At 72.4% G+C, this 25,000-nt stretch carries 23 protein-coding genes; 10 read left to right on the top strand and 13 right to left on the bottom strand.

The window, feature by feature from the left end; translation table 11 throughout:
* Positions 1-49: 49 nt before the first annotated feature.
* The 4 genes from ABFX46_RS05960 to ABFX46_RS05975 form a co-directional block, all read right to left on the bottom strand.
* The gene (locus ABFX46_RS05960) at positions 50-946 is read right to left on the bottom strand and encodes an aggregation-promoting factor C-terminal-like domain-containing protein (RefSeq protein ID WP_346040322.1); all 897 of its coding nucleotides are present in this window, start codon (positions 944-946) and stop codon (positions 50-52) included.
* Between the two features lie 595 nt (positions 947-1,541).
* A complete protein-coding gene (gene phoH2, locus ABFX46_RS05965) occupies positions 1,542-2,909 on the bottom strand; it encodes an RNA 5'-3' helicase PhoH2 (protein ID WP_346040323.1) in 1,368 nt (455 codons plus the stop codon).
* A gap of 78 nt (positions 2,910-2,987) precedes the next feature.
* Entirely contained in the window at positions 2,988-3,875 is an 888-nt protein-coding gene (locus ABFX46_RS05970) for an isoprenyl transferase (RefSeq protein WP_346040324.1), read from the bottom strand.
* A gap of 175 nt (positions 3,876-4,050) precedes the next feature.
* Entirely contained in the window at positions 4,051-4,572 is a 522-nt protein-coding gene (locus ABFX46_RS05975; RefSeq protein WP_346040325.1) for a hypothetical protein, read from the bottom strand.
* A 117-nt stretch (positions 4,573-4,689) separates the two neighbouring features.
* Between ABFX46_RS05975 and ABFX46_RS05980 the strand changes: the two genes are divergently transcribed.
* Together ABFX46_RS05980 and ABFX46_RS05985 are read left to right on the top strand one after the other, a co-directional pair.
* Positions 4,690-6,228, top strand: coding sequence for a DHA2 family efflux MFS transporter permease subunit (locus tag ABFX46_RS05980; protein WP_346040326.1), 1,539 nt, complete (start codon positions 4,690-4,692; stop codon positions 6,226-6,228).
* Entirely contained in the window at positions 6,209-6,847 is a 639-nt protein-coding gene (locus ABFX46_RS05985; protein ID WP_346040327.1) for an acyl-CoA-like ligand-binding transcription factor, read from the top strand. The genes ABFX46_RS05980 and ABFX46_RS05985 overlap by 20 nt, the downstream gene beginning before the upstream one ends.
* Before the next feature lie 11 nt (positions 6,848-6,858).
* Here ABFX46_RS05985 and ABFX46_RS05990 read toward each other — a convergent pair whose 3' ends face one another.
* The 4 genes from ABFX46_RS05990 to ABFX46_RS06005 form a co-directional block, all read right to left on the bottom strand.
* On the bottom strand, positions 6,859-8,043 hold the full coding sequence (locus tag ABFX46_RS05990; protein ID WP_346040328.1) for a C40 family peptidase: 1,185 nt from the start codon (positions 8,041-8,043) through the stop codon (positions 6,859-6,861).
* Between the two features lie 213 nt (positions 8,044-8,256).
* Positions 8,257-10,242 (bottom strand): thioredoxin domain-containing protein, encoded by a 1,986-nt coding sequence (locus ABFX46_RS05995; protein WP_346040329.1) that lies wholly within the window; start codon positions 10,240-10,242, stop codon positions 8,257-8,259.
* Between the two features lie 50 nt (positions 10,243-10,292).
* On the bottom strand, positions 10,293-11,651 hold the full coding sequence (locus tag ABFX46_RS06000; RefSeq protein WP_346040330.1) for a dihydrolipoyl dehydrogenase family protein: 1,359 nt from the start codon (positions 11,649-11,651) through the stop codon (positions 10,293-10,295).
* A gap of 4 nt (positions 11,652-11,655) precedes the next feature.
* Positions 11,656-12,612 (bottom strand): ribonuclease Z, encoded by a 957-nt coding sequence (locus ABFX46_RS06005; RefSeq protein ID WP_346040331.1) that lies wholly within the window; start codon positions 12,610-12,612, stop codon positions 11,656-11,658.
* Between the two features lie 79 nt (positions 12,613-12,691).
* On the opposite strand from ABFX46_RS06005, the gene ABFX46_RS06010 reads away from it, so the two are divergent.
* The gene (locus tag ABFX46_RS06010; RefSeq protein WP_346040332.1) at positions 12,692-13,168 is read left to right on the top strand and encodes a pyridoxamine 5'-phosphate oxidase family protein; all 477 of its coding nucleotides are present in this window, start codon (positions 12,692-12,694) and stop codon (positions 13,166-13,168) included.
* Between the two features lie 158 nt (positions 13,169-13,326).
* Here the strand turns inward: ABFX46_RS06010 and ABFX46_RS06015 are convergent, their stop codons facing one another.
* From ABFX46_RS06015 to mca, 3 genes are read right to left on the bottom strand one after another with little or no spacing between them, the layout of a single operon-like run.
* On the bottom strand, positions 13,327-14,112 hold the full coding sequence (locus tag ABFX46_RS06015; protein WP_346040333.1) for a tetratricopeptide repeat protein: 786 nt from the start codon (positions 14,110-14,112) through the stop codon (positions 13,327-13,329).
* Positions 14,113-14,161: 49 nt separating this feature from the next.
* A complete protein-coding gene (locus tag ABFX46_RS06020) occupies positions 14,162-14,395 on the bottom strand; it encodes a hypothetical protein (protein ID WP_346040334.1) in 234 nt (77 codons plus the stop codon).
* Entirely contained in the window at positions 14,395-15,258 is an 864-nt protein-coding gene (mca, locus tag ABFX46_RS06025) for a mycothiol conjugate amidase Mca (RefSeq protein ID WP_346040690.1), read from the bottom strand. Before mca ends, ABFX46_RS06020 begins: the two co-directional genes overlap by 1 nt.
* A gap of 179 nt (positions 15,259-15,437) precedes the next feature.
* Between mca and ABFX46_RS06030 the strand changes: the two genes are divergently transcribed.
* Together ABFX46_RS06030 and greA are read left to right on the top strand one after the other, a co-directional pair.
* Positions 15,438-15,821 (top strand): DUF4307 domain-containing protein, encoded by a 384-nt coding sequence (locus ABFX46_RS06030; protein ID WP_346040335.1) that lies wholly within the window; start codon positions 15,438-15,440, stop codon positions 15,819-15,821.
* Positions 15,822-16,014: 193 nt separating this feature from the next.
* On the top strand, positions 16,015-16,515 hold the full coding sequence (gene greA / locus ABFX46_RS06035) for a transcription elongation factor GreA (protein ID WP_346040336.1): 501 nt from the start codon (positions 16,015-16,017) through the stop codon (positions 16,513-16,515).
* A gap of 245 nt (positions 16,516-16,760) precedes the next feature.
* On the opposite strand, the gene ABFX46_RS06040 is transcribed toward greA, so the two are convergent.
* A complete protein-coding gene (locus ABFX46_RS06040) occupies positions 16,761-17,276 on the bottom strand; it encodes an Lrp/AsnC family transcriptional regulator (protein WP_338071240.1) in 516 nt (171 codons plus the stop codon).
* A gap of 103 nt (positions 17,277-17,379) precedes the next feature.
* Here ABFX46_RS06040 and hppD point away from each other — a divergent pair, with 103 nt between their 5' ends.
* The 5 genes from hppD to ABFX46_RS06065 all read left to right on the top strand — a co-directional run bounded on the left by hppD (position 17,380) and on the right by ABFX46_RS06065 (position 23,681).
* Positions 17,380-18,471: a 4-hydroxyphenylpyruvate dioxygenase gene (hppD, locus tag ABFX46_RS06045; protein ID WP_346040337.1), complete on the top strand. Its 1,092-nt coding sequence runs from the start codon at positions 17,380-17,382 to the stop codon at positions 18,469-18,471.
* Between the two features lie 131 nt (positions 18,472-18,602).
* Positions 18,603-19,502 carry an RDD family protein gene (locus tag ABFX46_RS06050; RefSeq protein WP_346040338.1) on the top strand — a complete coding sequence of 300 codons (900 nt, stop codon included), beginning with the start codon at positions 18,603-18,605 and terminating at the stop codon, positions 19,500-19,502.
* Positions 19,503-19,578: 76 nt separating this feature from the next.
* Positions 19,579-20,430, top strand: coding sequence for an RDD family protein (locus ABFX46_RS06055; RefSeq protein ID WP_346040339.1), 852 nt, complete (start codon positions 19,579-19,581; stop codon positions 20,428-20,430).
* A 64-nt stretch (positions 20,431-20,494) separates the two neighbouring features.
* The gene (locus ABFX46_RS06060) at positions 20,495-22,096 is read left to right on the top strand and encodes a M1 family metallopeptidase (RefSeq protein ID WP_346040691.1); all 1,602 of its coding nucleotides are present in this window, start codon (positions 20,495-20,497) and stop codon (positions 22,094-22,096) included.
* A gap of 160 nt (positions 22,097-22,256) precedes the next feature.
* Positions 22,257-23,681, top strand: a complete 1,425-nt coding sequence (locus ABFX46_RS06065) for a M1 family metallopeptidase (RefSeq protein WP_346040340.1) — start codon at positions 22,257-22,259, stop codon at positions 23,679-23,681.
* A 69-nt stretch (positions 23,682-23,750) separates the two neighbouring features.
* Here the strand turns inward: ABFX46_RS06065 and ilvA are convergent, their stop codons facing one another.
* Positions 23,751-24,974, bottom strand: coding sequence for a threonine ammonia-lyase (ilvA, locus tag ABFX46_RS06070; RefSeq protein ID WP_346040341.1), 1,224 nt, complete (start codon positions 24,972-24,974; stop codon positions 23,751-23,753).
* Positions 24,975-25,000 lie beyond the last annotated feature (26 nt).

The raw sequence follows: 25,000 nt of genomic DNA on the forward strand, positions 1-25,000 counted from the left end.
GTACGCGTCCCAGCGGCCCGCAGGGGCGCCGGGACGCGCCGGGCCGGGATCAGTACCAGCCGGCCGACTGGAAGTGCGACCAGCCGCCGCAGGGCGTCTTGTAGCGGTCCTTGATGTAGCCGAGGCCCCACTTGATCTGCGTGGTGGCGTTGTTCTGCCAGTCGGGGCCCGCGCTCGCCATCTTGGAGCCGGGCAGCGCCTGCGGGATCCCGTACGCGCCGGACGGGTTGGCCGCGTGGGTGTTCCAGCCGCTCTCCCGGTCCCAGAGCTTGACCAGGCAGCCGAACTCGCCGTCGCCGGTGAAGCCGAAGCTCGGCATGAGCCTCTTGGCGATCTCCTGCGCCTCGCCCTTCGGCACCGGGTCGCCGACCGGGCCGCCGCCGCTGCCGGTGTCCTTCTTCGGCTCCGGCTTCTTGGTCGGGATCGGCGCGCCCTTGGGGCGGAGGGCCGGGCCCTTGCCGTCGTCCTCGCGCGTCACGCGGGAGGCGCGTTCCAGGGCCAGCTCGCGGCGCTGCTGCTCCAGGACCTTCGGGTCGACCTTGGGCGCGGCATCGGCAAGCTGCCGGGACGGCTTGACGGTGGCGGCCGAGTCGCCGCCGTCGCCGGAGCCGCCGGTCAGCGCGAACGCGGCGACCGCGCCGCCGCCGATCACGACGGCCGCGCCCGCGGCGACCGCGGCGATCCGCAGGCCGGTGCGCCGGCCGGAGCCGCCGGCCCCGCCCCGCCGCGCGCCCTGCGGCGCGGGCCGGCCGGACCCGATCTCGTCGTGCGGCTCCCCGGCGGAGACGCCGGTGCGCAGGGGTTCCGGCATGTCCGGCCGCATGGCCTGGAAGCCGAGCGTGTCGCCGGCCGGGGCGCCGGCGCGGGTGCGGTCGGTGCCGGCGACCCGCACATCGTCCTCGTGGGGCACCTGCTGCACGGCGACGGCCGGCTGCGGCGCGGTCACCGGGGGCGCGCCCTCGCGCGCCGGGGCCGGGCCGGGGGCCGGGGCCGGCGCCCCGAAGGCGGCCATCGCGTCGGCGACGGGGGCCGGGAGGTCGAAGTTCTGTCGATCGTCTCGCCTAGGGGACCCGGGACGGTCTCCGTACAAGGCGGTCCTTCCGACGGTCGCACGCGCATGGGCACGCGCACGAGCTGTTTCCACCCTTGGCCCTGCGGACCGCCGGGACGTCGCGCGGCTCCGGGCCCGGACCGGCGCCGCGTCCGGTGCGCGTCGTACTGGGGGGCCGCGCTCCGGCCTGGCACCGCTCGGGGGTGCTTACGGGGAGACACAATGCCGGAGCCTGCGGGCCGCTTCGCAACCGAAACGAGACAAATGCGGCCGGTGGGATCGTTGTCAACTCCCCGGACGAACCACCGAAACCCCTGACGGGCCTGGGCATCTCCCGCAAAGTGGCGGGCGTTGTGACCTTAATCACACTTCAACGGTCCGGGGTTTGGTGATCACGTTCCGTAGGGAATGGATGCACGTGTTCTGAGACAAGAAACCCCGGCGGGCCGCACCAGGCCCACCGGGGTTTCGACGTGCTCCCGTCCGCCCGCTACGCGCCCACGTCACCGAGCATGTCGGTGACCAGCTCGGCGATCGGCGACCGCTCCGACCGGGTCAGCGTCACGTGCGCGAAGAGCGGGTGCCCCTTCAAACGTTCCACCACGGCCGCGACCCCGTCGTGCCGCCCCACCCGCAGGTTGTCGCGCTGCGCGACGTCGTGGGTCAGCACGACCCGCGACCCGGCGCCGATCCGCGACAGGACGGTCAGCAGCACGCCGCGCTCCAGCGACTGCGCCTCGTCCACGATGACGAACGCGTCGTGCAGCGAGCGGCCCCGGATGTGGGTGAGCGGCAGGACCTCCAGCATGTCGCGGTCGACGACCTCCTCGATGACCTCGGGAGTCGTCACCGCCGACAGCGTGTCGTAGACGGCCTGCGCCCACGGCGACATCTTCTCGTTCTCCGAGCCGGGCAGGTAGCCGAGGTCCTGGCCGCCGACCGCGTACAGCGGGCGGAACACCACGACCTTGCGGTGCCGGCGCCGCTCCATGACGGCCTCCAGGCCCGCGCACAGCGCGAGCGCCGACTTGCCCGTGCCGGCCCGCCCGCCGAGCGAGACGATGCCGACGTCCTCGTCCATGAGCAGGTCGAGCGCGATCCGCTGCTCGGCGGACCGGCCGCGCAGCCCGAACACCTCCCGGTCGCCGCGCACCAGCTTCACCGACTTGTCCGGCAGCGTCCGGCCGAGCGCGGACCCGCGCTCCGACAGCAGCCGCAGGCCGGTGTGGCAGGGCAGGTCCCTGGCCTCCTCCAGGTCCGTGCGCCCCGTCTCGTACAGCTCCTCGACCGGCCCGGCGGGCACCTCCAGCTCACGCATGCCGGTCCAGCCCGACTCGACGACGGCGAGCTCCGCCCGGTACTCCTCGGCGGCGAGCCCGACCGCGGACGCCTTCACCCGCATCGGCAGGTCCTTGGAGACGAGCACGACGTCCCGCCCCTCGTGGGCCAGCCAGCCGGCCACCGACAGGATCCGGGTGTCGTTGTCGCCGAGCCGGAAGCCGTCCGGCAGGACGCTCGGGTCGGAGTGGTTCAGCTCGACGCGGAGCGTGCCGCCCTGGTCGCCGTGCGGCCCCTGCACGGACACGGCCTCGTCCAGCCGGCCGTGCCGCAGCCGCAGGTCGTCCAGCGTGCGCAGCGCCTGCCGGGCGAAGTACCCGAGCTCTGGATGGTGGCGCTTGGCCTCCAGCTCGGAGATGACGACGATGGGGAGTACGACCTCGTGCTCGGCGAACCGGGTCAGCGCCCCGGGGTCGGCGAGCAGGACGCTGGTGTCGAGGACGTACGTGCGCCGTTCCGGAACGGAGGTTCCGGAGGTGTTCCCGGACGTGCCGGGACGGCGCGGGGAGGATGTGGCCACTCGATCTCCCTGACTATGGGGAACCTACCGGTGGCGCGCAGGTCCGCCCGCGAGGGGGCGGTGGTCCGCGGAGGACGGTCAGGTACCGTAGCGCCGGTGCCGCGCGGCGTAGGAGCGCATGGCCCGGAGGAAGTCGACCTTGCGGAAGTCCGGCCAGTGGACCTCGCAGAAGTAGAACTCCGAGTGGGCGCTCTGCCAGAGCATGAAGCCGGAGAGACGCTGCTCCCCCGAGGTGCGGATGACCAGGTCCGGGTCCGGCTGGCCGCGCGTGTAGAGATGCTCCGCGATGTGCTCCACGTCGAGGGACTCGGCGAGTTCCTCGATGCTGGTGCCCCGGCTCGCCTGCTCGATGAGCAGTGAGCGCACCGCATCAGCGATCTCACGCCTACCTCCATACCCAACCGCGACGTTCACAATCAGGCCGGGAGCGCCGGATGTGGCCTCACCCGCATCTTTCAGGACGCGGGCGGTCTTATCGGGCAGCAGGTCGAGGGCGCCGACGGGCTTGACGTTCCAGCCGTCGGCGGCGAGCTTGCGGACGGTGTTCTCGATGATCTCCAGCAGCGGGTCGAGTTCGGCGGCGGGCCGGTTCAGGTTGTCGGTGGACAGCAGCCACAGCGTGACGACCTCGACCCCGGCCTCGGCGCTCCACTGCAGCAGTTCGGAGATCTTCTGGGCGCCGCGCTGGTGCCCGGTGTTGACGTCGGCCAGGCCCATCGACCTGGCCCAACGCCGGTTACCGTCCAGTATGACGCCGACGTGCCGGGGGGTGACGTCGGTGGGCAGGTCGGCCTCGACCCGGCGCTCGTACATCCGGTAGACGACGTCGCGGACCGCCGCGTACGGGCGGCTGCGGCGCAGGGCGGGCACCAGCCGGCCGCCCTCGGCGGGACGGCGGCGCGCCCCCTCGCTGCGCCCTCCGCGCGGCTTCCCGATGCGCGGCATTCCCGTACGCCGAACCCCCATATGGGCTTCCCTTCGAGCGACCCCCTCCCTCCCGGGAGGACGCTCAATTATGGCGCGGCCGCTGCACTCATCCCGCCGTTTCGATGAGGTCAGGGTAGTGCGGGACCGGGCCTGGAAGGGACGGTCGGCCTGCTCCGGCCGCGGGGTCCGGCCGGCCGGGTTCCGTCAGCGCGGGTCAGGCCTTGGGGCCGGCAGCGCGGGCGCGCTCGACGTGCCGCAGGGCGGTGCGCAGCTCGGCGAGCCAGGCGTCGGTGTTCTTGCCGACGAGCCGGACGCACCAGGCGAGCGCGTCGCTGCGGCTGCGCGCGACGCCGGCGTCCACGAGGGTGTCCAGGACGCGCCGCTCGGGCTGCCGCAGCCGGGTCATGACCGGCACCGACAGGTGGGTGAACATCTCCTGCTCGCCGTCGCACTCGATGCCCCAGGAGACCTTGTAGCCGAAGCGCTGCTCGGCCTCGCGGGCGATGCCGATGCGCCGCTCGCGGGTCTCCTCGCGGAAGCGCTGGACGTGCCCGGCGATCACTCCGGCCCGCTCCGCGCCCGACACCGCCTCGGCCGCCGCCGGCACCGGCAGCCGGCCGATGACGCTGGCCTCCTCGCGGTCGAGGACGACCTCGGGCGGGCCGTCGAACCACTCGACCGGAAGCCGCCCGGAGAACCAGCCGCGCAGCTCCTCGGCCGCTTCGCTCGTAGTCATGTAATCAAAATTACAGCTCTTCAGGTGATGCGCGCCAGCCCATCGGCCGGTTTGACATGAGCCATCTTTTGATAGTTACTCTCATTTCATAGGCACTGTCATTTGGAGGCTCCAACCATGACGTCCGGACACACCCGGCGCTGGCTCGGGCTCGGCGCGCTGTCGCTGTGCATGCTGGCGCTCGGGTTCGACATGACGATCCTCAACGTGGCGCTGACCACGCTGTCGGAGGACCTGCACGCGAGCATCGGCGAGCTGCAGTGGATCGTCGACTCCTACCTGGTCGTCTTCGCGGCCGTCCTGCTCCCCGCCGGGCTGCTCGGCGACCGGCTCGGCCGCAAGCGGATGCTGCTGGCCGGCCTCGCCGTCTTCGGCGCCGCCTCGCTCGCCGGGGCGCTGGCGGGCGGCACCGGCGGCGTCATCGCGGCGCGCGCGTTCATGGGGCTCGGCGCGGCGGTCGTCCTGCCGCTGTCCATGTCGATGCTGCCGGCGGTCTTCCCGCCGGAGGAGCGGACCCGGGCCGTCGCGGTCTGGTCGGCGGCCAACGCGCTCGGGCTGCCGCTCGGCCCGCTGCTCGGCGGCTGGCTGCTGGAGCACTACTGGTGGGGCTCGATCTTCCTGATCAACGTCCCGGTGGTGGTGATCGGCGGCCTCGCGGTCGCGTTCCTGCTGCCCGAGACCCGCGACCCGGCGGCGCCGCGCGTCGACCTGGCCGGCACCGCCCTGTCGATGGGCGGCCTCGTCGCGCTGGTGTACGGGGTGATCGAGGCGCCGGCCCGCGGCTGGACCGACCCCCTCGTCGGCGCCGTGTTCGTCCTCGCCGCGCTCCTGCTCACCGGGTTCGTGCTGTGGGAGCGCCGGGCGGCCGAGCCCATGCTGGACATGGCGCTGTTCCGCGACCGGTCGTTCACCTGGGCGATGGTCGCCGCCGTCACCGCGAACCTCATGCTGGGCGGGATCCTGTTCGTCCTGCCGCAGTACCTGGAGGCCGTCCAGGGCGCCGACGTCTTCGACACCGGGCTGAGGCTGATCCCGATGCTGCTCGGCCTGATGGCCGGCGCGCTCGCCACCGACCGGGTCGCGGGCCGCACCGGGCACAAGCCCGTCATCGTCGCGGGCCTGCTGGTGCTGACCGCCGGCTTCGGCTGGGGCGCGCTCACCGCGGCCGGCGACGGCTACGCGGCCACCGTCCCGTGGCTGGTCGTCATCGGCATCGGCTCGGGCCTCACGATGATCCCCGCGATGGACGCGGTGCTCGCCGCGCTCCCCGCCGACCAGGCCGGACGCGGCTCGGGGCTCGTCCAGACCCTGCGCCAGACCGGCGGGACGCTCGGCGTCGCCGGCCTCGGCAGCCTCCTCGCCGCCGTCTACCGCGACCGCGTCTCCACCGGCCACCTGCCCGCCGACGCGGCGGGCGCCGCCCGCGACTCCATCGGCGGCGCCGTCCGGGTCGCCGCCCGGCTGGACGACGGCGCGCTGCTCGCCTCCGCGCGGGGCGCCTACGTCCACGGCATGGACGCGGTGCTCGCCGCCTGCGGGGCCGCCGCGCTCGCCGCCGCCGTCCTGCTGTGGCTGTTCATGCCGCGCCGCGCCGCCGCGGGTGCGGTACCCGCCGCCGATGACCGAGAATCGACGCATGAGCACGTCGTCCCCTGAGCACGCGATCGAACGGCTGGAAGACCGGCTCTCCCGCCTCCCGCTGCGGGAGCGCAAGAAGCTGCGGACCCGGAGGGCGATCCAGGACCACGCCCTCCGGCTGTTCGGCGAGCAGGGGTACGACGAGACGACGGTCGAGCAGATCGCGGCGGCGGCGGAGATCTCGCCGAGCACGTTCTTCCGCTACTTCCCCACCAAGGAAGACGTCGTCGTCACCGACGAGTACGACCCGATCATGGCGCAGATCATCCGCGACCAGCCGCCCGAGGTGTCGGCGATCGAGGCGCTGCGCGCCATGCTGCGCGAGATCCTCCCGCAGCTGTACGCCGACGACCTGGAGGCCCTCCGGACGCGGATGCGGCTCACCGCGACCGTCCCCGCCGTCCGGGGCCGCACGTTCGAGTCGATGCGGAGCACCTTCGACCTGATGAGCGGGGCCATCGGCGAACGGACGGGCCGCGCCGCCGACGACCCCGACGTGGAGGCGTTCAGCTGGGCCGTCCTCGGCGTCATGCAGGCCGCCATGAACCGCCTGATCGAGGACAAGGTCACCTACGAGGACCTCCCGGCCCTCCTGGACCACTACCTGGAGTTCCTGGCCCGCGGCTGCCCGCTGTAGGAGGGCCGGAGTCAGCCGATGGCGGCGGCCACCTTGGCGGCGGTCTTCGGGCTCACCCGGACGGCGCCGCGCATGTTGCGGGTGTAGACCTTCTGGACCTGCACCACGGTGCCCGTCCGGGGGGCGGCGATCATCTTGCCGTTGCCCAGGTACAGGGCGATGTGCGAGATGTAGCCGGGGGCGGTCGGGTCGTTCGCCCAGATGAGCATGTCGCCCGGCTCGGCCTTGCTGTAGGGGATCACCCAGCCGGCGCGGGCCTGGTCGGCGGCGACGCGCGGCAGCCTGATGCCCGCCTTGGCGAACGCGTACTGCATCAGGCCGGAGCAGTCGTAGCCGCCCTCGGCCTCGGACTCGCCGCCCCACACGTACGGCCAGCCGAGCCGCGTGTACGCCGCCCTGATCACCGTCTGCACCTGCCGCGCGGTCATGACCTGGCCGTTGGAGGCGGGCAGGTTCCCGCTCTTCGGGAAGTCGATCTCCGGGTTGACCGCGACGGCCTTGGCCTGCTCGGGCAGCACCTTGCGGAGCTTCTTGATGAACGCCTTCGGCTCGGTCTTCGGGACGCTGATCAGCATCGCGTTGCCGCTCGGCATCCCGAGCGCCTGCGCGGTGGAGTGCGAGATGACCGCGTCGACGTCGCTGATGCCCATCGTCGCGTACGCGCCGACCCGCAGCTGCGACTGCCGGTGCTTGCCGCCGACGGGGACCTGGCTGCCGAGCTCGACGCCGCCGTCGCTGCCCATCGTGAACGAGATCGCGACGTCGCCGCCCGCGAGGTTGCGCCAGAGCGCGTCCGACTTGGCGGTCGGCTTCGGCGTGTAGTTGCGGAACGTGGACGGGTTCACGCCCATCAGCCCGACCCGCTTGCCCGCGACCATGCCCTGCACGGCGTCCACGACCTCGACGCCCCGGACGCCCTTGGCGCCGCGGACCCGCTGGACGACGTCCGCGGGCAGCGTCGTCGGCGCCGCCACGAGGACGTGCGGGGTGAGCCGCCTGCCGAGCGGCGCGACCGCCGTGGGCGACAGGTCCGTGCTGCCGGACGCGGCGACGTACCGGGCGCGCTGCTGCTGCGTCCGCGGCGGGGCGGCGGGCGCGTCGTCGTGCGCGACGAGCACCGCGATGTTGGCGGCGAGGGTGGTCAGCACCGAAACGCCGATGATCGTCGGTAGGACCCGGCGGTTCGGCTTTCCCACTGCTGCACTCCTCGAAGGTCGCCCTGCGTCCCGGCCGGCCTGCCGGCCCCGGGTCACGACTATGACCCAGGCGGGCGGCCACCGTCCAGATACCCGGCCCACCACCCGGCACCCTCGCCCGTCCGGCCCCATCGGGTCAGTTCCGGCCCGGCTACTCCTTGGTAACACCAAGCGGGAACGAGAGCAAGGTCACGCTGCCATAAAAGTAGACCATCAGTCCAATTGTCCACGTAGTTCGCGGGTCAGATCGGACGTGGTCGTCACGGGCAGCCGGCACACGAACCCGCGGCACACGTACGCGGCCGGGACCTCGTCCACCAGGCCGCGCCCCTCCAGCAGCGGGACGCCCTCGGCGTCCGGCGGGCCGACGCTCACCACCGCGCCGGGCGCGACGGCCATGAGGGCCGTCCGGTGCAGCGCCCGCGTGCGCCGGTCGTCCGGGTCGCCGACCACCGCGATCTCGACCGGCCCGGTCGCGTGCGCCTCCGCCACGGCCAGCCCCCACCCGGCGAACCGGGCGTGCTCGCCGGCGAGCGTCCCGGCCGGGGCCAGCGCCGCCTCGGCGGCCTGCCGGTGCCAGTCGGACGCGGTGAGCGCCGCGAACGACAGCAGCGCCCCCGCCGCCGCGAACTGCCCGGACGGGGTCGCGTTGTCGGTCGGGTCCTGCGGCCGCCGGAACAGCCGCTCCGCGTCGTCGGCCGTGTCGTAGAAGCCGCCCTGCCCGTCCGCGAACCGTTCGAGGACGGTGTTCAGCAGCTCGCCGGCCATCCGCAGGTGGTGCGGGTCCCCGGTGACGCCGTGCAGGGCGATCAGGCCCTCGGCCACGTCGGCGTAGTCCTCCAGGACGCCGGAGTTGGCGCCCGCCGCCCCGTCCTTGGACGTCCGCGCCAGGCGCCCGTCGCGCTCGTGCACGTCCACCAGCAGCCGCGCCACCTCCTCGGCCGCCCGGACGAGGTCGGGCCGGTCGAACAGGGCGCCGCACTCGGCCAGCGCGGCGATGGCGAGCCCGTTCCACGCCGCCACGACCTTGTCGTCCCGCGCCGGGGGGATCCGGTGCGCGCGCGCCGACAGCAGGGCCGTCCGCACGCGCTCGTACCGGTCGGCGTCGTCGGGGTCGCTCAGGAGCTGCAGGACCGACGTCCCGTGCTCGAACGTGCCCGTCACCTCGAAGAGGCCCTCGGCGAAGGCGCCGTCGTCCTCGCCGAGCACCTCCCGGAGCTGCGCGGGCGTCCACACGTAGTACTTGCCCTCGACGCCCTCGCTGTCGGCGTCCAGCGCCGAGGCGAGGCCGCCCTCGTTCGTGCGCAGGTCGCGCAGCATCCAGTCGCAGGTCTCCAGCGCGATCCGCCGCGCGAACGGCGTCCCGGTGAGCCGCCACCAGTGCGCGTAGACCCGCGCCAGCAGGGCGTTGTCGTAGAGCATCTTCTCGAAGTGCGGGACGACCCACTGCGCGTCCACGGAGTACCGTGCGAACCCGCCGCCCAGCTGGTCGTACATCCCTCCGCGTGCCATCGCCTCAAGGGTCTGCGACGCCATCGCGAGAGACTCCTCGTCACCCGTCCGCGCATGGTGCCGCAGCAGGAACTCCAGCACCATCGACGGCGGGAACTTGGGCGCGCCCCCGAACCCGCCGCGCACCGCGTCATAGGAGCCGGCGAGCACCTCCACCGCCTGCGCGAGCGCCTGCTCACCCGGCACCTCCGTGCCCGCCAGCCCGGAACCCCGCGAGCTGAGCGCCGCGACGACCTGCTGCCCCTGCCCCACGACATCGTCGCGCTGCTCCGTCCACGCCTTGTGGACGGCCCGCAGCAGCGCCTGGAACTGCGCGCGCGGGAAGTAGGTCCCGCAGTAGAACGGATGCCCGTCCGGCGTCATGAACACCGTCATCGGCCACCCGCCCTGGCCCGTCATGGCCTGGGTCGCCTCCATGTAGACGGCATCGATGTCCGGCCGCTCTTCGCGGTCCACCTTGATGTTCACGAACAACTCGTTCATGACCCGCGCGGTCTCACCGTCCTCAAAGGACTGATGAGCCATCACATGACACCAATGGCAGGCGGCATATCCGACGGAGAGGAGGACGGGGACATCCCGCCGCCGCGCCTCGGCGAACGCCTCGTCGCTCCACTCCCACCAGTCCACCGGGTTCCCGGCGTGCTGGAGCAGGTACGGGCTGGTCGCGTCCTTGAGCCGGTTCATGCTCCCGATCCTGCCCGATCGGATCCCCGCCTCACTCCCCTGCACCGCCACTAGGCGGACAGGTCGGCGAGGGCGGGTTCTATGGCGCGGTGGAAGGTGGGGTAGGCGTAGATCATGTCGCGGAGGGCGGCGGTGGGGGTTTCGGTGTGGACGGCTACGGCCAGGAAGCCCAGGACTTCGCCGGCGGACGGGCCGACGGCCGTGGCGCCGACCAGGGTGCCCCATTCGGTGTTCTCGACCAGCTTGATGAAGCCGTCGTTGCCGGCCTTGTGGATCCAGCCGCGGGCCGACTCGGGGATCTGCGACATGCCGGTGCGGACGGGGAGGTTCTGGTCGCGGGCCTGGGCCTCGGTCAGGCCGACCGAGGCGATCTCCGGGTCGGTGAAGGTGACGCGCGGGACGGCGCGGTAGGCGGCGGGCGACCCCTCCTCGCCGAGGATGTCGCGGACGGCGACGGCCGCCTGGTACATGGAGACGTGCGTGAACGCGCCCATGCCGGTGATGTCGCCGATCGCCCACACGCCGTCGGCGGCGCGCATGTGTCCGTCCACGGAGAGGCTGCGGGCGTTCTCGTCCAGGCCGACCCGGTCGAGGCCGATGCCCTTGAGGTTGGGGCGGCGGCCGGTCGCGACCAGGAGGCGGTCGGCGGTGAGGGACTCGTCGCCGAGGCGCAGGGTGAACCGGTCGTTCTCGTGGGCGACGGCGGTGACGCTCGCGCCGGTCCGGACGGTGATGCCCTCGCGCTCGAAGACCGTCCGGATCAGGGCGCTCGACTCGGGCTCCTCGTTGGCGAGGAGGCGGTCGCCCGCCTCGACGATGGTGACCCGGCTGCCGAAGCGGGCGAAGACCTGCGTCATCTCCGCGCCGACGACCCCGCCGCCGAGGACGAGGATCGAGCCGGGGACCTCGGTGGCCTGGACGGCTTCGCGGTTCGTCCAGAACGGGGTGCCGGCCAGACCCTCGATGGGCGGCGCCGCCGGCGCCGTGCCGGTGTTGAGCAGGATGCCCCGGCGGGCGCGGAAGACCTGGTCGCCGACGGTCACCTCGTCCGGGGCGGTGATGCGGCCCTCGCCGCGCACGAGCCGCGCGCCCTTGCCGGTGAGGCGGTCGGCGGCGACCTTGTCGTCCCAGGAGTCGGTGGCCTCGTCCCGGATGCGGGTCGCGACCGTCCCCCAGTCCGGGGTGACGGTCGCCCGCCCCGCCATCCCGGGGATGCGGCGGGCCTCTTCGAGCATCCCGGCGGCGCGCACCATCATCTTGGTGGGGACGCACGCGTAGTAGGGGCATTCGCCGCCGACCAGCCGGGACTCCACGGCGACGACCGACAGGCCCGCCTCCGCCAGCCTCCCGGCCGCGTCCTCTCCCCCGGGGCCCGTACCGATCACCACGACATCGCACTCGTCAGCCATGCCGTCAATCCTGCCCCTCTTGGAGTCCGGTTAGGCGGCGCGGCGGCATCGGGATCCGGTCGAGATCGTGGACGAGGGTGATGTCTCCGCCGAACACGGCGGACGCCTCGTCCACGTAGCGGTGCTCCTCCTCGGCGGGGTACCGCTCGGAGAAGTGGGTGAGGACCAGGTGGCGGACGCCCGCCTCGGCCGCGACCGCGCCCGCCTGCGCCGCCGTGAGGTGGCCGTACTCGGCGGCCAGGTCGGCGTCCTGGTGGAGGAACGTCGACTCGATGACCAGCATGTCCACGCCGCCTGCCAGTTCGTGGACGCCGTCGCAGAGCCGGGTGTCCATGATGAACGCGACCTTCTGCCCCGGACGGGGCACGCTGCATTCGTCGAGGGTGACCGTGCGGCCGTCCGGCGCGGTGATCCGGCCCTCGTCCTGGAGCCGCCGGATCATCGGCCCCCGGACGCCCCGCGCGGCGAGTCCGGCGGGCAGCATCGTCCGGCCGTCCGGCTCCTCCAGCCGGTACCCGTACGCCTCGACCGGGTGCGACAGCCGCCGCGCGACCAGGGTGAACGGGGCGTCGCCGGTGTCGAGCGGCATCCGCTCGCCGGAGACCGGGCGCTCGCGGATCACGTCGGTGTCGCGGAAGGCGGCGGCGTGCCGCAGCCGCCCCCAGTACTGCGCGCCGCTCGCCGGGAACGCGGCGTCCACCGTGTGCTCGACGCCGTCGCGCGCGATGCGCTGGACGATCCCGGGCACGCCGAGGCAGTGGTCGCCGTGGAAGTGCGTCACGCAGATCCAGGTCACGTCGTGCGCGGAGACGCCGGCCCGCGACATCTGCCGCTGCGTCCCCTCGCCGGGGTCGAACAGGACCCCGTGGCCGTCCCAGCGCAGCAGGTAGCCGTTATGGTTGCGGGCCTTGGTGGGCACCGCGCTGGCGGACCCGAGGACGATCAGATCGCGAACCGACATCCCCCCATGCTGCCGGGTGCGGAGCCGGGCAAGCGCTTGGTTATTCTGTGCGCGATACAGACGACTCAGGGAGGCCCCCTTGGCCGGGAGCAAGCGCGACAAGATCAAGATGACGCCGGACGAGGTGGACGCCTACCTGGCCGACAACTTCAAGGTGCAGATCGCGACCATCGGCAAGGACGGCGAGCCGCACCTGGTCACCATGTTCTACGCCCTGCTCGACGGGAAGATCGCCTTCACCACCTACAAGGCGTCGCAGAAGGTGCTGAACCTGCGCCGCAACCCCACGATGACCTGCCTCGTCGAGGACGGTACGGAGTACAGCAAGCTGCGCGGCGTCGCCCTCTACGGCCGCGGCGTCATCATCGAGGACCCCGCGACCCGCAGCAAGGTCGGCATGGTCGTCGGCTCCCGCATGGCGGGCCTGCCCGTCCCGGAGATGGGCGAGCCGATCGACCCGGTCATCGCCGAGGGCATCGAGCAGGCCCTCGCCAAGCGCGTCCTCATCGTCATGGAGCCCGACCGAATCGTCAGCTGGGACCACGGCAAGATCTGACCCCCGAGCCCCCGGCCACCGGAGCACGGGGCGGGCGGCCGGAGGGCGCTCCAGCGCCCGAAGGTCGCCCGCCCCGTCGAGCCGGGCGACCGCAGCGACACGCGGCGACCCGCGCGGTCACCGTGGCGAGAACCGCGGCGTGAGGATCGACCGGCTCGTCACGGGGGTCCCAGGGGGTCGTCCCCCTGGGTCAGCACGGCCCGGAGCAGGGCGGCCGTTTCGGCGGCGTGGTCGGCTCGCTGGTGGGCGGCGTCGGCGATGTGGACGAACATGGCCGCCTGCTCGTCCGGTGTGCCGTCCTTGCGGAGGATCTCCAGGGCCTGGCCGAAGAAGTTGGTGGCCGCCACGGGGCGGTCCGCGCGCAGGTACGCCTCGCCGAGCGCGGTCAGGGCGCGGGCGCGCTCGTGGCCGTCCGGTTCGGGGAGGGCGGCGAACTCGTCGGGGAGCGGGCCGAGGAGCGCGATGGCGCGGTCGAGGTCGCCCGTCCCGGTCAGGGCGCGGGCGAGGTCGAGGCGGGCCCGCAGGATCTCGCGCCGGTCGCCGCCGGCCTCGGCGCGGTCGAGGTTCTCCCGCATGACGTCGGCGGCCTCGGACCAGCGTTCGCGGTCGAGGAGGGCCGCGCCCTGGAAGTCGTCGTCCGCCGCGGACGCGAGGGTGTGGTCGAGGAGGCGGCGGAGCGCGGCCTCGCTCTCGTCCCGACCGGCGTGCTCACGCGCCTTGTCGCGGACGTCGTCGGCGACACGGAACCGGTCGCCGGACGCGCTGACGAGGCCCCGCGCGGCCAGCGTCTCCAGCAGGTCGCGGGCCTCCGGCTCGGGGACGTCCGCGAGGGCGGCGGCCGCCGCGGGCCCGACGCCGCCGCCGGGCGGCAGGCTCAGCAGCCGGAGCAGGCGGGCCGCCGCCGGGGCGAGCCCCCGGTAGGCGTCCTCGAAGTTCGCGCGCACGACGAGGGTCCTCCCCGGCCGCGGCCCGATCGAACCGGGCCGGACGGGCTCAGGCGTCGTCCGCCGGGCTCTTCGCCGCCGCGGCGCTCCCGGCCTCCTGCGCGCGTTCCCACTCCTGCTGCTTCAGTTCCTCCTCGCTGGGCGCCTGGATCTTCTTCATCTGCTTGGTCATCGAGCGGATCAGGAAGAACGTCGCGGCCAGCAGGGCGAGGAAGACCACGAAGCCGAGGACGCCGGGACTGACCGTGTCATCGTTCAGCGGCAGGGCGTTGAGGGGAGGCATTACAGACACACCTTCTCCCGGATGCCGGCGAACAGGTCGTCCTCCGGCACCTCGGTGTCGACGAGGGACCTGGCCAAATGGTAGTCCTCGGTCGGCCATGCCTCGCGCTGGACGTCCATCGGGACGGCGAACCAGGCGCCGTTGGGGTCGATCTGGGTGGCGTGGGCGAGGAGGGCGCGGTCCCTGGTCTCGAAGTGGTCGGCGCAGGGGATGCGCGTGGTGACCTCCCACTTGGCGCGCCGGTCGCCCTCCTCCTCGAAGCGCTTCATCCAGTCGGTGTAGGGCGACTCCAGGCCGGCGTCCTGCATCGCGGTGTGGAGGGCGAGGATGCGGGCCTTGGTGAACGTCATGTGGTAGTAGAGCTTGAGCGGCTGCCAGGGCTCGCCGGCGTCCGGGTAGCGCTCCGGGTCGCCCGCGGCCTCGAACGCCTCCACCGACACCTCGTGGCACTTCACGTGGTCGGGGTGCGGGTAGCCGCCCTTCTCGTCGTAGGTGAGCATCACGTGCGGGCGGAAGTCGCGGACGGCGCGCACCAGCGGCTCGGTCGCGGTCTCCAGCGGCTCCAGCGCGAAGCAGCCCTCCGGGAGCGGCGGCAGCGGGTCGCCCTCCGGGAACCCGGAGTCGACGAAGCCGAGCCAGCGCTGCTGGACGCCGAGGATCTCGCGGGCCCGCGCCATCTCCGCCTCGCGGACCTTGCCGATGTCGGCCTTGATCTCCGGACGGTCCATCGCGGGGTTCAGGATGTCGCCGCGCTCGCCGCCGGTGCAGGTGACCACGAGCACCTCGACGCCGTCCGCGACGTACTTCGCCATCGTGGCCGCGCCCTTGCTGGACTCGTCGTCGGGGTGGGCGTGCACCGCCATGAGCCGCAGCGGCCCGGCGCCGCCGCCGCACGGCCGGTCGAGCGTCGTACCGTCGATGACCTCGGACACGGATCTTCCTCTCGGAACTCTTCATGGGCGCCCCCCGGTTCGAGGCATGCGCCGGCACAGACGAGAATTGTCCCTGACAACGTCCGCCCACCGCACGGAGATTCCCCGCCATGACGACCAGCGTGTCGAAACCCGCGGCGCCCGCCGAACCCCGGCGCGGCCGGCTCGGGATGGTGATCGCCGGACTGCTCGCGGCGTCGACGGCGCTCGGTATCGGGGTTCTCGCCGCCCATGCTGGGCAGACTCCCGGCATAGTGCCACAGACCGTCTCGTACGACATCACCGATACCTCGGTGACGATCACGTACACGGTGGCCAAGGGAACGGGCGACGAGGTCCGCTGCACGGTCGACGCCTACGACGCCGACTTCGCGATCCTCGCGAAGAAGGAGGTCTCCGTACCGGCCGGGAAGTCCGGAGTGAAGGGCACGGAGACGCTGACGACGCCGGCGCGCGCCACCGGGGCCCGGATCCACGACTGCCGGAAGGCGTGACCGGACGGACCGGACCGAAGATGCGCCCGGGGCACGGCGACCCGCGATTGGCGGATTGCGGACGCCGAGTTCAGGGAACCTTTACCCGCACACACCGGATAGGCTAGAGGTTTCACCCGGCCGCACTTCATGTCGATGTGACACCCACCCGCGTGGGCGGGTGAGGATCGCAACATGTGGATGAGGAGTACCCGTGACCGAGACCCGCGCTGACAACGTCACCTGGCTCACCCAGGAGGCGTACGACCGGCTCAAGGCTGAGCTGGACCATTTGTCGGGCCCGGGCCGCATCGAGATCGCTCAGAAGATCGAAGCGGCGCGGGAGGAGGGCGACCTGCGCGAGAACGGCGGCTACCACGCGGCCAAGGAGGAACAGGGCAAGATCGAGGGCCGCATCCTGCAACTCCAGGGCATCCTGGAGAACGCGCGCGTCGGGGAGGCCCCGCGCACCGAGGGGGTCGTCGGCCCGGGCATGACCGTCACGATCTCCTTCGAGGGCGACGACGAGGAGGTCACCTTCCTGCTCGCCTCCCGCGAGGAGGTCGGCGCCCCCATCGACGTGTACTCGCCGAAGTCGCCCCTCGGCTCGGCCATCGACGGCAAGAAGGTCGGCGAGAAGGCCACCTACACGCTGCCCAACGGCCGCCCCATGACGGTCGAGATCATCGACGCGACCCCCTACGGAGCCGCCTGACCGCCCACCCGGCGGCCCCGGCCGCCCGGCCGGAGCGGCACTCTTTCGCGGCCGAGCGCAGAGCGTCTCCGGGCGCACCCGGCGACACGTGGCGACACGTGGCGCGGAGGACTCCGCCCAGGCGGCGTGCGCGCCCGGTCCCCGGTCGGCAGCCCGGCGATGGAGACGCGCACGCGAGGTGATGGCTTCACGCGGTGCCCTGCCGGTCGGAACGCCCCCGGGCGTTCCGACCGGCAGGGCACCGCTCATTTCTCGCGGTTCTGTTCTCGCGTCCCGGTGGCCGCCCGCACCAGCGGAAGGGTGCGGTAGGGGATCTGGTTGGCCAGGGAGATCACCGAGGAGGCGCGCTCCACGCCCGCCACGTCCACCAGCACGTCGATGACGCGCTGCAGGTCGGTGTTGCTGCGGGCGACGACGCGGCACAGCATGTCGCCGGGGCCGGTGATGGTGTGCGCCTCGATCACCTCGGGCACCTGGGCGAGCCGCGCGGCGACCGGGTCGTGCCCGCCCGCCTGGCGCAGCTGCAGGGTGACGAACGCGGTGACGCCGTAGCCGAGCGCGGCCGGGTCGATCTCCGGGCCGAAGCCGGCGACGACGCCGTCCCGGGCGAGCCGGTCCAGCCGCGCCTGGACGGTCCCGCGCGCGACGCCGAGCCGGCGGGACGCCTCCAGGACGCCGACGCGCGGCTCGGCGGCGAACATCTCGATCAGCCGGGCGTCCAGGTCGTCGATCGCCACGGCACCTCCCGTGATCGTGGTCACGATGTACAGAAATACCGGTGTGTTCCGGAGTTCACTGTACAGATTGTGCAGTGATTCAAGCCACTCTTGCGCACCTTGTAGCCGTCCGCCGAGATTAGGTGGCATGGATGAGTTTCCGGTCAAGGGTATGGACGCCGTCGTCTTCGCCGTCGGCAACGCCAAGCAGGCCGCCCACTACTACTCGACCGCGTTCGGGATGCGCCGGGTCGCCTACCGCGGCCCGGAGAACGGCAGCCCCGACGAGGCGGTGCACGTGCTGGAGTCCGGCGGCGCCCGGTTCGTGTTCCGCGGCCCGGTGAAGGCGGGCACGGAGATCGGCCGGCACATCGCCGCGCACGGCGACGGGGTCGTCGACCTCTCGATCGCGGTCCCGGACGTGGAGCACGCGTACCGGCACGCGCTCGCGAAGGGCGCGAAGGGCCTGGAGGAGCCGCACGTCCTGGAGGACGAGCACGGCAAGGTGACCATCGCGGCGATCGCCACCTACGGCGAGACCCGGCACTCGCTGGTCGACCGCTCGAACTACACCGGCCCGTACCTGCCGGGCTTCGCGCCCGCCGACCCCATCGTGGAGGGGCCGGACAAGCGGTACTTCCAGGCGATCGACCACTGCGTCGGCAACGTCGAGCGCATGGACGAGTGGGCCGACTACTACCACCGCGTCATGGGCTTCACCGACATGGCGGAGTTCATCGGCGACGACATCGCGACCGAGTACTCGGCGCTGATGTCCAAGGTCGTCGCGGACGGCACCCGCAAGGTGAAGTTCCCGCTGAACGAGCCGGCGGAGAGCCGGCGCAAGTCGCAGATCGACGAGTACCTGGAGTTCTACGGCGGGCCGGGCGTGCAGCACATCGCGCTCGCCACGAACGACATCCTGGCGTCGGTCGACCGGATGCGCGCGGCCGGCGTGGAGTTCCTCGCCACCCCCGACTCCTACTACGAGGACGCCGAGCTGCGGGCCCGCATCGGCGAGGTGCGGGTGCCGATCGGGGAGCTGCAGAAGCGCCACATCCTGGTGGACCGGGACGAGGACGGCTACCTGCTGCAGATCTTCACCAAGCCCGTCCAGGACCGTCCGACCGTGTTCTTCGAGCTGATCGAGCGGCACGGCTCGCTGGGCTTCGGCAAGGGCAACTTCAAGGCCCTGTTCGAGGCGATCGAGCGCGAGCAGGAGCGCCGCGGCAACCTCTGAGGCCCCGCCGCCGGCGCGCCCCGCCGCCGGGACTCCCCGCGACTCGGGGCCCGGTTCCGGACACCGTCCCGTCCGGAGCCGGGCCGGCGCGGTGTGCCGCGTTCGGCCGGCAGCGGGCACACTGTGGGGGCATGAGCGAACCCCCTAAGGACCCACGGCCCGCGGAAGGCGACTGGGCGGCCCCCGGCGCCGGAGGCGAGTCGCCGCCGGCCGAGGCGCCCGGCTCGTCCGAGCGTCCGCCCCCGTACCAGGGGACGTACGGCGCCCAGCCCGGCCAGGCCCCTCCTCCTCCCCCGACGGCCGGTCACGGGCAGCCCGCACCGCCCCCGGCCGGCTACGGACAACCCGCATACGGACAACCCGGTTACGGCCAGCCCGGTTACGGCCAGCCCGGATACGGCCAGCCGCTGCCCCAGGCGCCGCCCCTCCCCGGCTACGGCGCCCCCGGCGGCCCGCAGAACGAGCTCGCCGGGCGCATGGCCCGCCTCGGCGCCGGCATCATCGACAGCATCGTCCTCAGCGTCGCGGCCATCCCGGCGGCCCTGTTCTCCATCCGCTGGGACAAGATGCAGGAGTCCGTCGAGTCCGGTGAGCCGATCACCGACCCGATGGACCTGTACAACATCCCGCGGCTGCTGACCGGGTATCTGATCGTCTTCGTGCTGGGCTACGCCTACTTCACCGTCCTGCACGCCAAGTACGGCCAGACGCTCGGCAAGAAGGCGTTCAGCATCAGGGTGGTGAAGGCGTCCGACCTGTCCGCGGTGACGTGGGGGCAGGTGTTCGCCCGGCAGGGCTTCGTCTACGCGATCGCGCTCGTGACGGTGGCGCTCAACTTCCTGTCGGCGAGCGCCGGGATCATCGGCATCCTCGGGCTGCTCGACAACGCCTGGATCCTCTGGGACGAGCGGCGCCAGGCGGTGCACGACAAGGTCGCGGGGACGGTCGTGATGAAGGCGACGCCGTGGACGCCGAACCCGTACGCCCGTACGCCCGCGCCCGGTCAGGCGAACGGCCCCGGCAATATTTGATCATCAATGGTGACCATTTCGGACGATCCCGGACGCGGGGATGTTTGGACGGCGGTGGCGCGGCCACGCTGACGGCATGACGCAACCGCCGAGAGACCCCGCGTCCGGGGAAGGGCCGGAGGAGAACCGGCCGCAGGGACACGAGGAGCCCGGGCGGCCGGGGCCGCACCAGGGCGAGCCGTACGGCGGCCTGCCCCGCTACGGCGATCAGCAGTCCTACGGGCAGCAGCCGCAGGGCGAGCAGCCGTACGGAGGGCAGCAGCCCTACGGCGGTGAGCAGCAGCCCTACGGGGGCCAACAACCGTACGGTGAGCAGCAGACCCACGGAGGGCAGCAGCCCTATGGAGGCCAGCAGCCGTACGGCGAGCAGTCCTACGGCCAGTCGCCCTACGGCGGCCAGGCCGGGTACGGGAGTGTGCCGGGGTACGGCGGGGGCGGCTACGGCGGCCCCACGGCGGAGCTGGCGAGCCGCTGGGCGCGGCTCGGCGCCGGCATCCTCGACCTCATCATCGTCGGGATCGTCGCGGGCCTGATCTCGATCCCGTTCATCAACTGGGACCGCGTGGTCAACCCGGAGCCGGGCACGAACTTCTACAACGGCGCCCAGGTGGGGACGAACGCCGTCAGCGTCATCGTCGCGTTCCTCTACTTCTGGCTGATGCACGCCAAGTGGGGGCAGACGCTCGGCAAGATGCTGCTGCGGATCCGCGTCGTCCGCGACGACGACGGGCAGGCGATCACCACCGGGCAGGCCCTCGGGCGCTCGGCGTTCTACAGCGTGCTCGGCGGCATCTGCGGCTGCATCGGCCTCATCGACATCCTGTGGATCCTGTTCGATCCCCGCAAGCAGGCCCTGCACTGCAAGGTGGCGCACACGGTCGTCGTCAAGGCGGGACCGAACATGCCCAACCCGTACGACTTCCGCTGACCCCGCCACCGGCGGATCCGAGTTGCCCGGCGGGGTTCGGTACGGGCAGGCTGGGCGGGTGCATATGGCCGGATACTCCCCCAGTCACCGCCCGCAGGGGTCGCGGGCCGTCCGCGGTGCCGCGGGGCTGGCCGCCCTCGCCGTCGCGGGGTCGCTGACCGCAGCCTGCCAGGTCCCCCTCGGCGACGACGACCCGGGCGGGTCCGGCGGGTCGCCGAAGGGGGCCGCGACCGGGCCGGCGGGCCCGACGACGGCGGGCGACAACTACGTGCCCGGCGACGGCAACGGCGGCTACGACGTCCAGCACTACGGGCTGAAGCTCACCATCACCCCGGACGGGCCGACGCAGCTCGACGGCACCGCGACGATCACCGCGACCGCGACCGAGCGCCTCGCCCGCTTCAACCTCGACCTGACCGGCCTGGACGTCTCCTCGATCAAGGTGGACGGGGCGGCCGCGCGGCAGCAGCGCGCCGGCGAGGAGCTGGAGGTCACCCCGGCCAAGCCCCTGCAGAAGGGGACGAAGTTCACCACGGTGATCAAGTACTCGGGCAACCCGGAGCCGGTGTCGGACCCGGTGCTCGGCCGGTACGGCTGGATCCGCACGTCCGACGGCGTGTTCATCGCCTGCCAGCCGAGCGGCGCGCACACCTGGTTCCCGAGCAACGACCATCCGAGCGACAAGGCCACGTTCGACTTCGAGATCACCGTCCCGCAGGGCCTGACGGCCATCGCGAACGGGGAGCCGGAGACGCCGCCGCAGGGGACGGGCGGGGCGCCGACCCCGCCGGGCACACCGCCGACCGGCGGTCCGGGCACGGGCGGCGGCCCCGGCGTCGAGCCCGTCGCGCAGCACGGTCGCACGCTGCCCGGCACGGCGCTCGCCGCTCAGGGCAAGCGGGCGATGACGACGTCGAAGTGGCGCGTGAAGAACCCGATGGCCACCTACCTGGCGACCGTCGACGTCGGCCGGTTCGGGGTGCGGTCGAGCAAGACGGCGAGCGGGATCCCGAACATCACGGCGGTCGACCCGACGCTGCCCGGCGTGGACCTCGACCAGTTCCACAAGCTGAACGCCGACATCACCGAGGAGTGGTCGAAGCTGTTCGGCCCCTACCCGTTCTCCTCCACCGGCGGGCTGATCGACAACGCCGACGTCGGCTTCGCGCTGGAGACCCAGACCCGCCCGGTGTACGGGGCGTTCGGCCTGCAGCCGACGATCGTGGCGCACGAGCTGGCGCACCAGTGGTTCGGCGACAGCGTCAGCCTCACCCGCTGGCAGGACATCTGGCTGAACGAGGGCTTCGCGACCTACGCCGAGTGGCTGTGGGACGAGAAGACCGGCGGGGAGACCGTCCAGCGGCACTTCGACGAGGCGTACGAGGTGGGCGGCCGCGAGCTGTGGGACGTCCCGCCCGGCAACCCGGGGCGCAAGCAGATGTTCGGCCGCTCGGTGTACGACCGGGGCGGCATGACGCTGGTGGCGTTGCGCGGCCGGGTCGGCGAGGACGTCTTCTACAAGATCCTCCGGGAGTGGACGAAGGAGCGGGCGCACTCCAGCGGGACGACGGAGCAGTTCGTCGCGCTGGCGAACAAGGTCTCCGGCAAGAACCTCGACGCGTTCTTCGACGACTGGCTGTACCAGAAGGGCCGGCCCGCGAAGTAGCGGCGGGACCGGCCGAAGCGGCGGGCCGGATGCCGGATCCGGCCACAAAATCGCCTCCTCCGGGCGAAGTCGAGACCAAATCGCGCTTGCACGGGCCCGGATCACGAGAAAGTCTTGATCACGGTTGTGACGGCTTACCGATGATCCGAGGACGAGGTCGATGAGCAGAACCCCCAGAGCCCTGGCCGCCGTGTCGCTGGGCGTCGCCGCGAGCCTCGCGGTGACCGCCGCCCCCGCGGGCGCCGCCACCGCGCGGTTCACCCCCGGCGCGCCCGGCGCGGGCGACCCCTACTTCCCCGACATGGGCAACGGCGGCTACGACGTCGCCCACTACGACATCGGCCTCAAGTACGACCCCGCCACCAAGGGGATCGAGGCCGTTACCAAGATCAAGGCCAAGGCGACGCAGAACCTGTCCCGGTTCGACCTGGACTTCCTCGGCCCGCTGAAGATCTCCTCGCTGACGGTCGACGGGCACAAGGCGTCCTTCACGCGGACCGGCGCGCAGGAGCTCGTCATCACCCCGCGCAAGGGGCTGCGCAAGCACCGGACCTTCACCGTGACGGTCGCGTACTCGGGCGTCCCGACGACGATCAACGACGCGACGCTCGGCACGTCCGGCTGGATTCCCACGGCGGACGGCGCGGTCATGCTCAACCAGCCGTTCGGCGCCGCGACCGTCTACCCGGTGAACGACCACCCGACCGACAAGGCCACGTACACGTTCACGCTGTCGGCGCCGAAGGGCCTGACGACGCTCGCGAACGGCGACCCGCGCGGCAGCCGGACCCGGGACGGCTGGACCACCACCCGCTGGGACATGCGCAGCCCGATGGCCAGCGAGCTCGCCATGCTCGCGATCGGCAAGTACGACGTCCTCAAGGGCCGGACGGGCGCGGGCATCCCGAACCTGACCGCGACCGACCACGCGATGGCGATCAAGCCGGAGGACGCGAAGAAGTTCTTCGACCAGACCGCCGCGGTCACCGACTTCGAGGCGTCCGTCTTCGGCCGCTACCCGTTCGCCTCGACGGGCGGGATCGTGGTCAAGGCCGGTGTCGGGTACGCGCTGGAGACGCAGGGGCGCCCCGTGTACGACCTGGGCCGCAGGCCGGGAAGCATCCCGAGCGGCGGCCTGCTCGCCCACGAGCTGGGCCACCAGTGGTTCGGGGACGCGGTGTCCCCGGCGAAGTGGGCCGACATCTGGCTGAACGAGGGCTTCGCGACGTACTCCGAGTGGCTGTGGGCGGAGCACGCGGACGGCACGCCCGTCCAGCAGAGCTTCGACTCCGTCTACGCGACGCCGGCGAGCGACGGCCTGTGGAAGGGCAAGGTCGCCGACCCGGGCCGCGACCACATCTTCGACGGGCTCGTCTACGACCGCGGGGCGATGGCGATCCACGTCCTGCGCAAGACGATCGGCGACCGGGACTTCTACCGGCTGCTGGAGGCGTGGCCCGCCGCCCACCGGTACGGGAACGCCTCCACGGCGGAGTTCGTCCGCTTCACCGAGCGGCTCTCCCACAAGAACCTGGACGCCTGGGCGAAGGCGTGGCTCTACTCGGAGGGCAAGCCCTCCCTGTGACGTTGATCTGCGGCGTGTTGTTGTTATGAGGGCAGCGAAAACAACAACACGCCGCAGATCAACGAAGGGTCAGCTCAGGGTCAGGGTGTAGCCCTTTTCGCGCAGGCGGCCGATCACGTCTTCGGAGTGGTCGGCCCCTCGCGTCTCCAGGTGCATGAGGACCTCGGCCTCCTCGACGTGCAGGCGGGCGGCGATGCGCTCGTGCATCACGTCCAGGACGTTGACGCCCAGCTCGGCGAGCTCGCCCAGCAGCGTCATCAGGGCGCCGGGACGGTCCTTCAGCCGGCAGCGGACGACGAGGTACCGCCCGGCGCCCGCGAGGCCGTGCCGCAGCACCTTCGACAGCAGCAGCGGGTCGATGTTGCCGCCCGACAGCACCACGACGACGGGCGGCTCGACCGCGTACGCGTGCTCCAGCAGCGCCGCGACCCCGGCGGCGCCGGCGGGCTCGACGACCTGCTTGGCGCGTTCGAGGCAGAGCAGCAGCGCCTGCGAGATGGACTCCTCGGTGACGGTCACGACGGCGTCCACGAGGTCGGTGAACAGGTCGTAGGTGAGGTCGCCGGGGCGGCCGACGGCGATCCCGTCCGCCATGGTCGGCTCCAGTTCGACCGCGACGGGCCGGCCGGCCGCGAGCGAGGGCGGGAACGCCGCCGCGCGCTTGGCCTGGGCGCCGAGGATCTTGACCTCCCGGCCGCCGGCCTCCTTCATCGCCCCCTTGGCCGCCACCGCGATGCCGGACAGCAGGCCGCCGCCGCCCACCGGGGCGGCGATCGTCCGGACGTCCGGGCACTGCTCGGCGATCTCCAGCCCGATCGTGCCCTGCCCCGCGACGACGTCGGGGTGGTCGAACGGGTGGATGAACACCGCGCCGCACTCGTCGGCGTACTTCTGCGCGGCGATGAGGCAGTCGTCCACGGTCGGGCCGGGGAACACGACCTCGGCGCCGTAGCCGCGGGTCGCGGCGATCTTGGGGAGCGGCGCGCCGACCGGCATGAACACGGTGGCCTTGCAGCCGAGCATGGACGCGGCGAGCGCGACGCCCTGCGCATGGTTGCCGGCGCTGGCGGCGACGACGCCGCCGGCCCGCTCGGCCTCGCTCAGCCCGGCGATCCGCACGTACGCGCCGCGGATCTTGAACGAGCCGGTGCGCTGCAGGTTCTCGCACTTCAGCAGGACGGGCCCGCCGAGCTGCTCGGACAGCACCCGGGACGGGATCAGGGGGGTGGGAACGGCGACCTCGCTGAGCAGGTCGTGCGCAGCTCGGACGTCGTCGACGCTGACGGTGGTCATGCCCCGATCCTCGCACCCCGCGCCGC

The organism is Actinomadura chokoriensis, assembly GCF_039529475.1.
Lineage (GTDB): Bacteria > Actinomycetota > Actinomycetes > Streptosporangiales > Streptosporangiaceae > Spirillospora > Spirillospora bangladeshensis.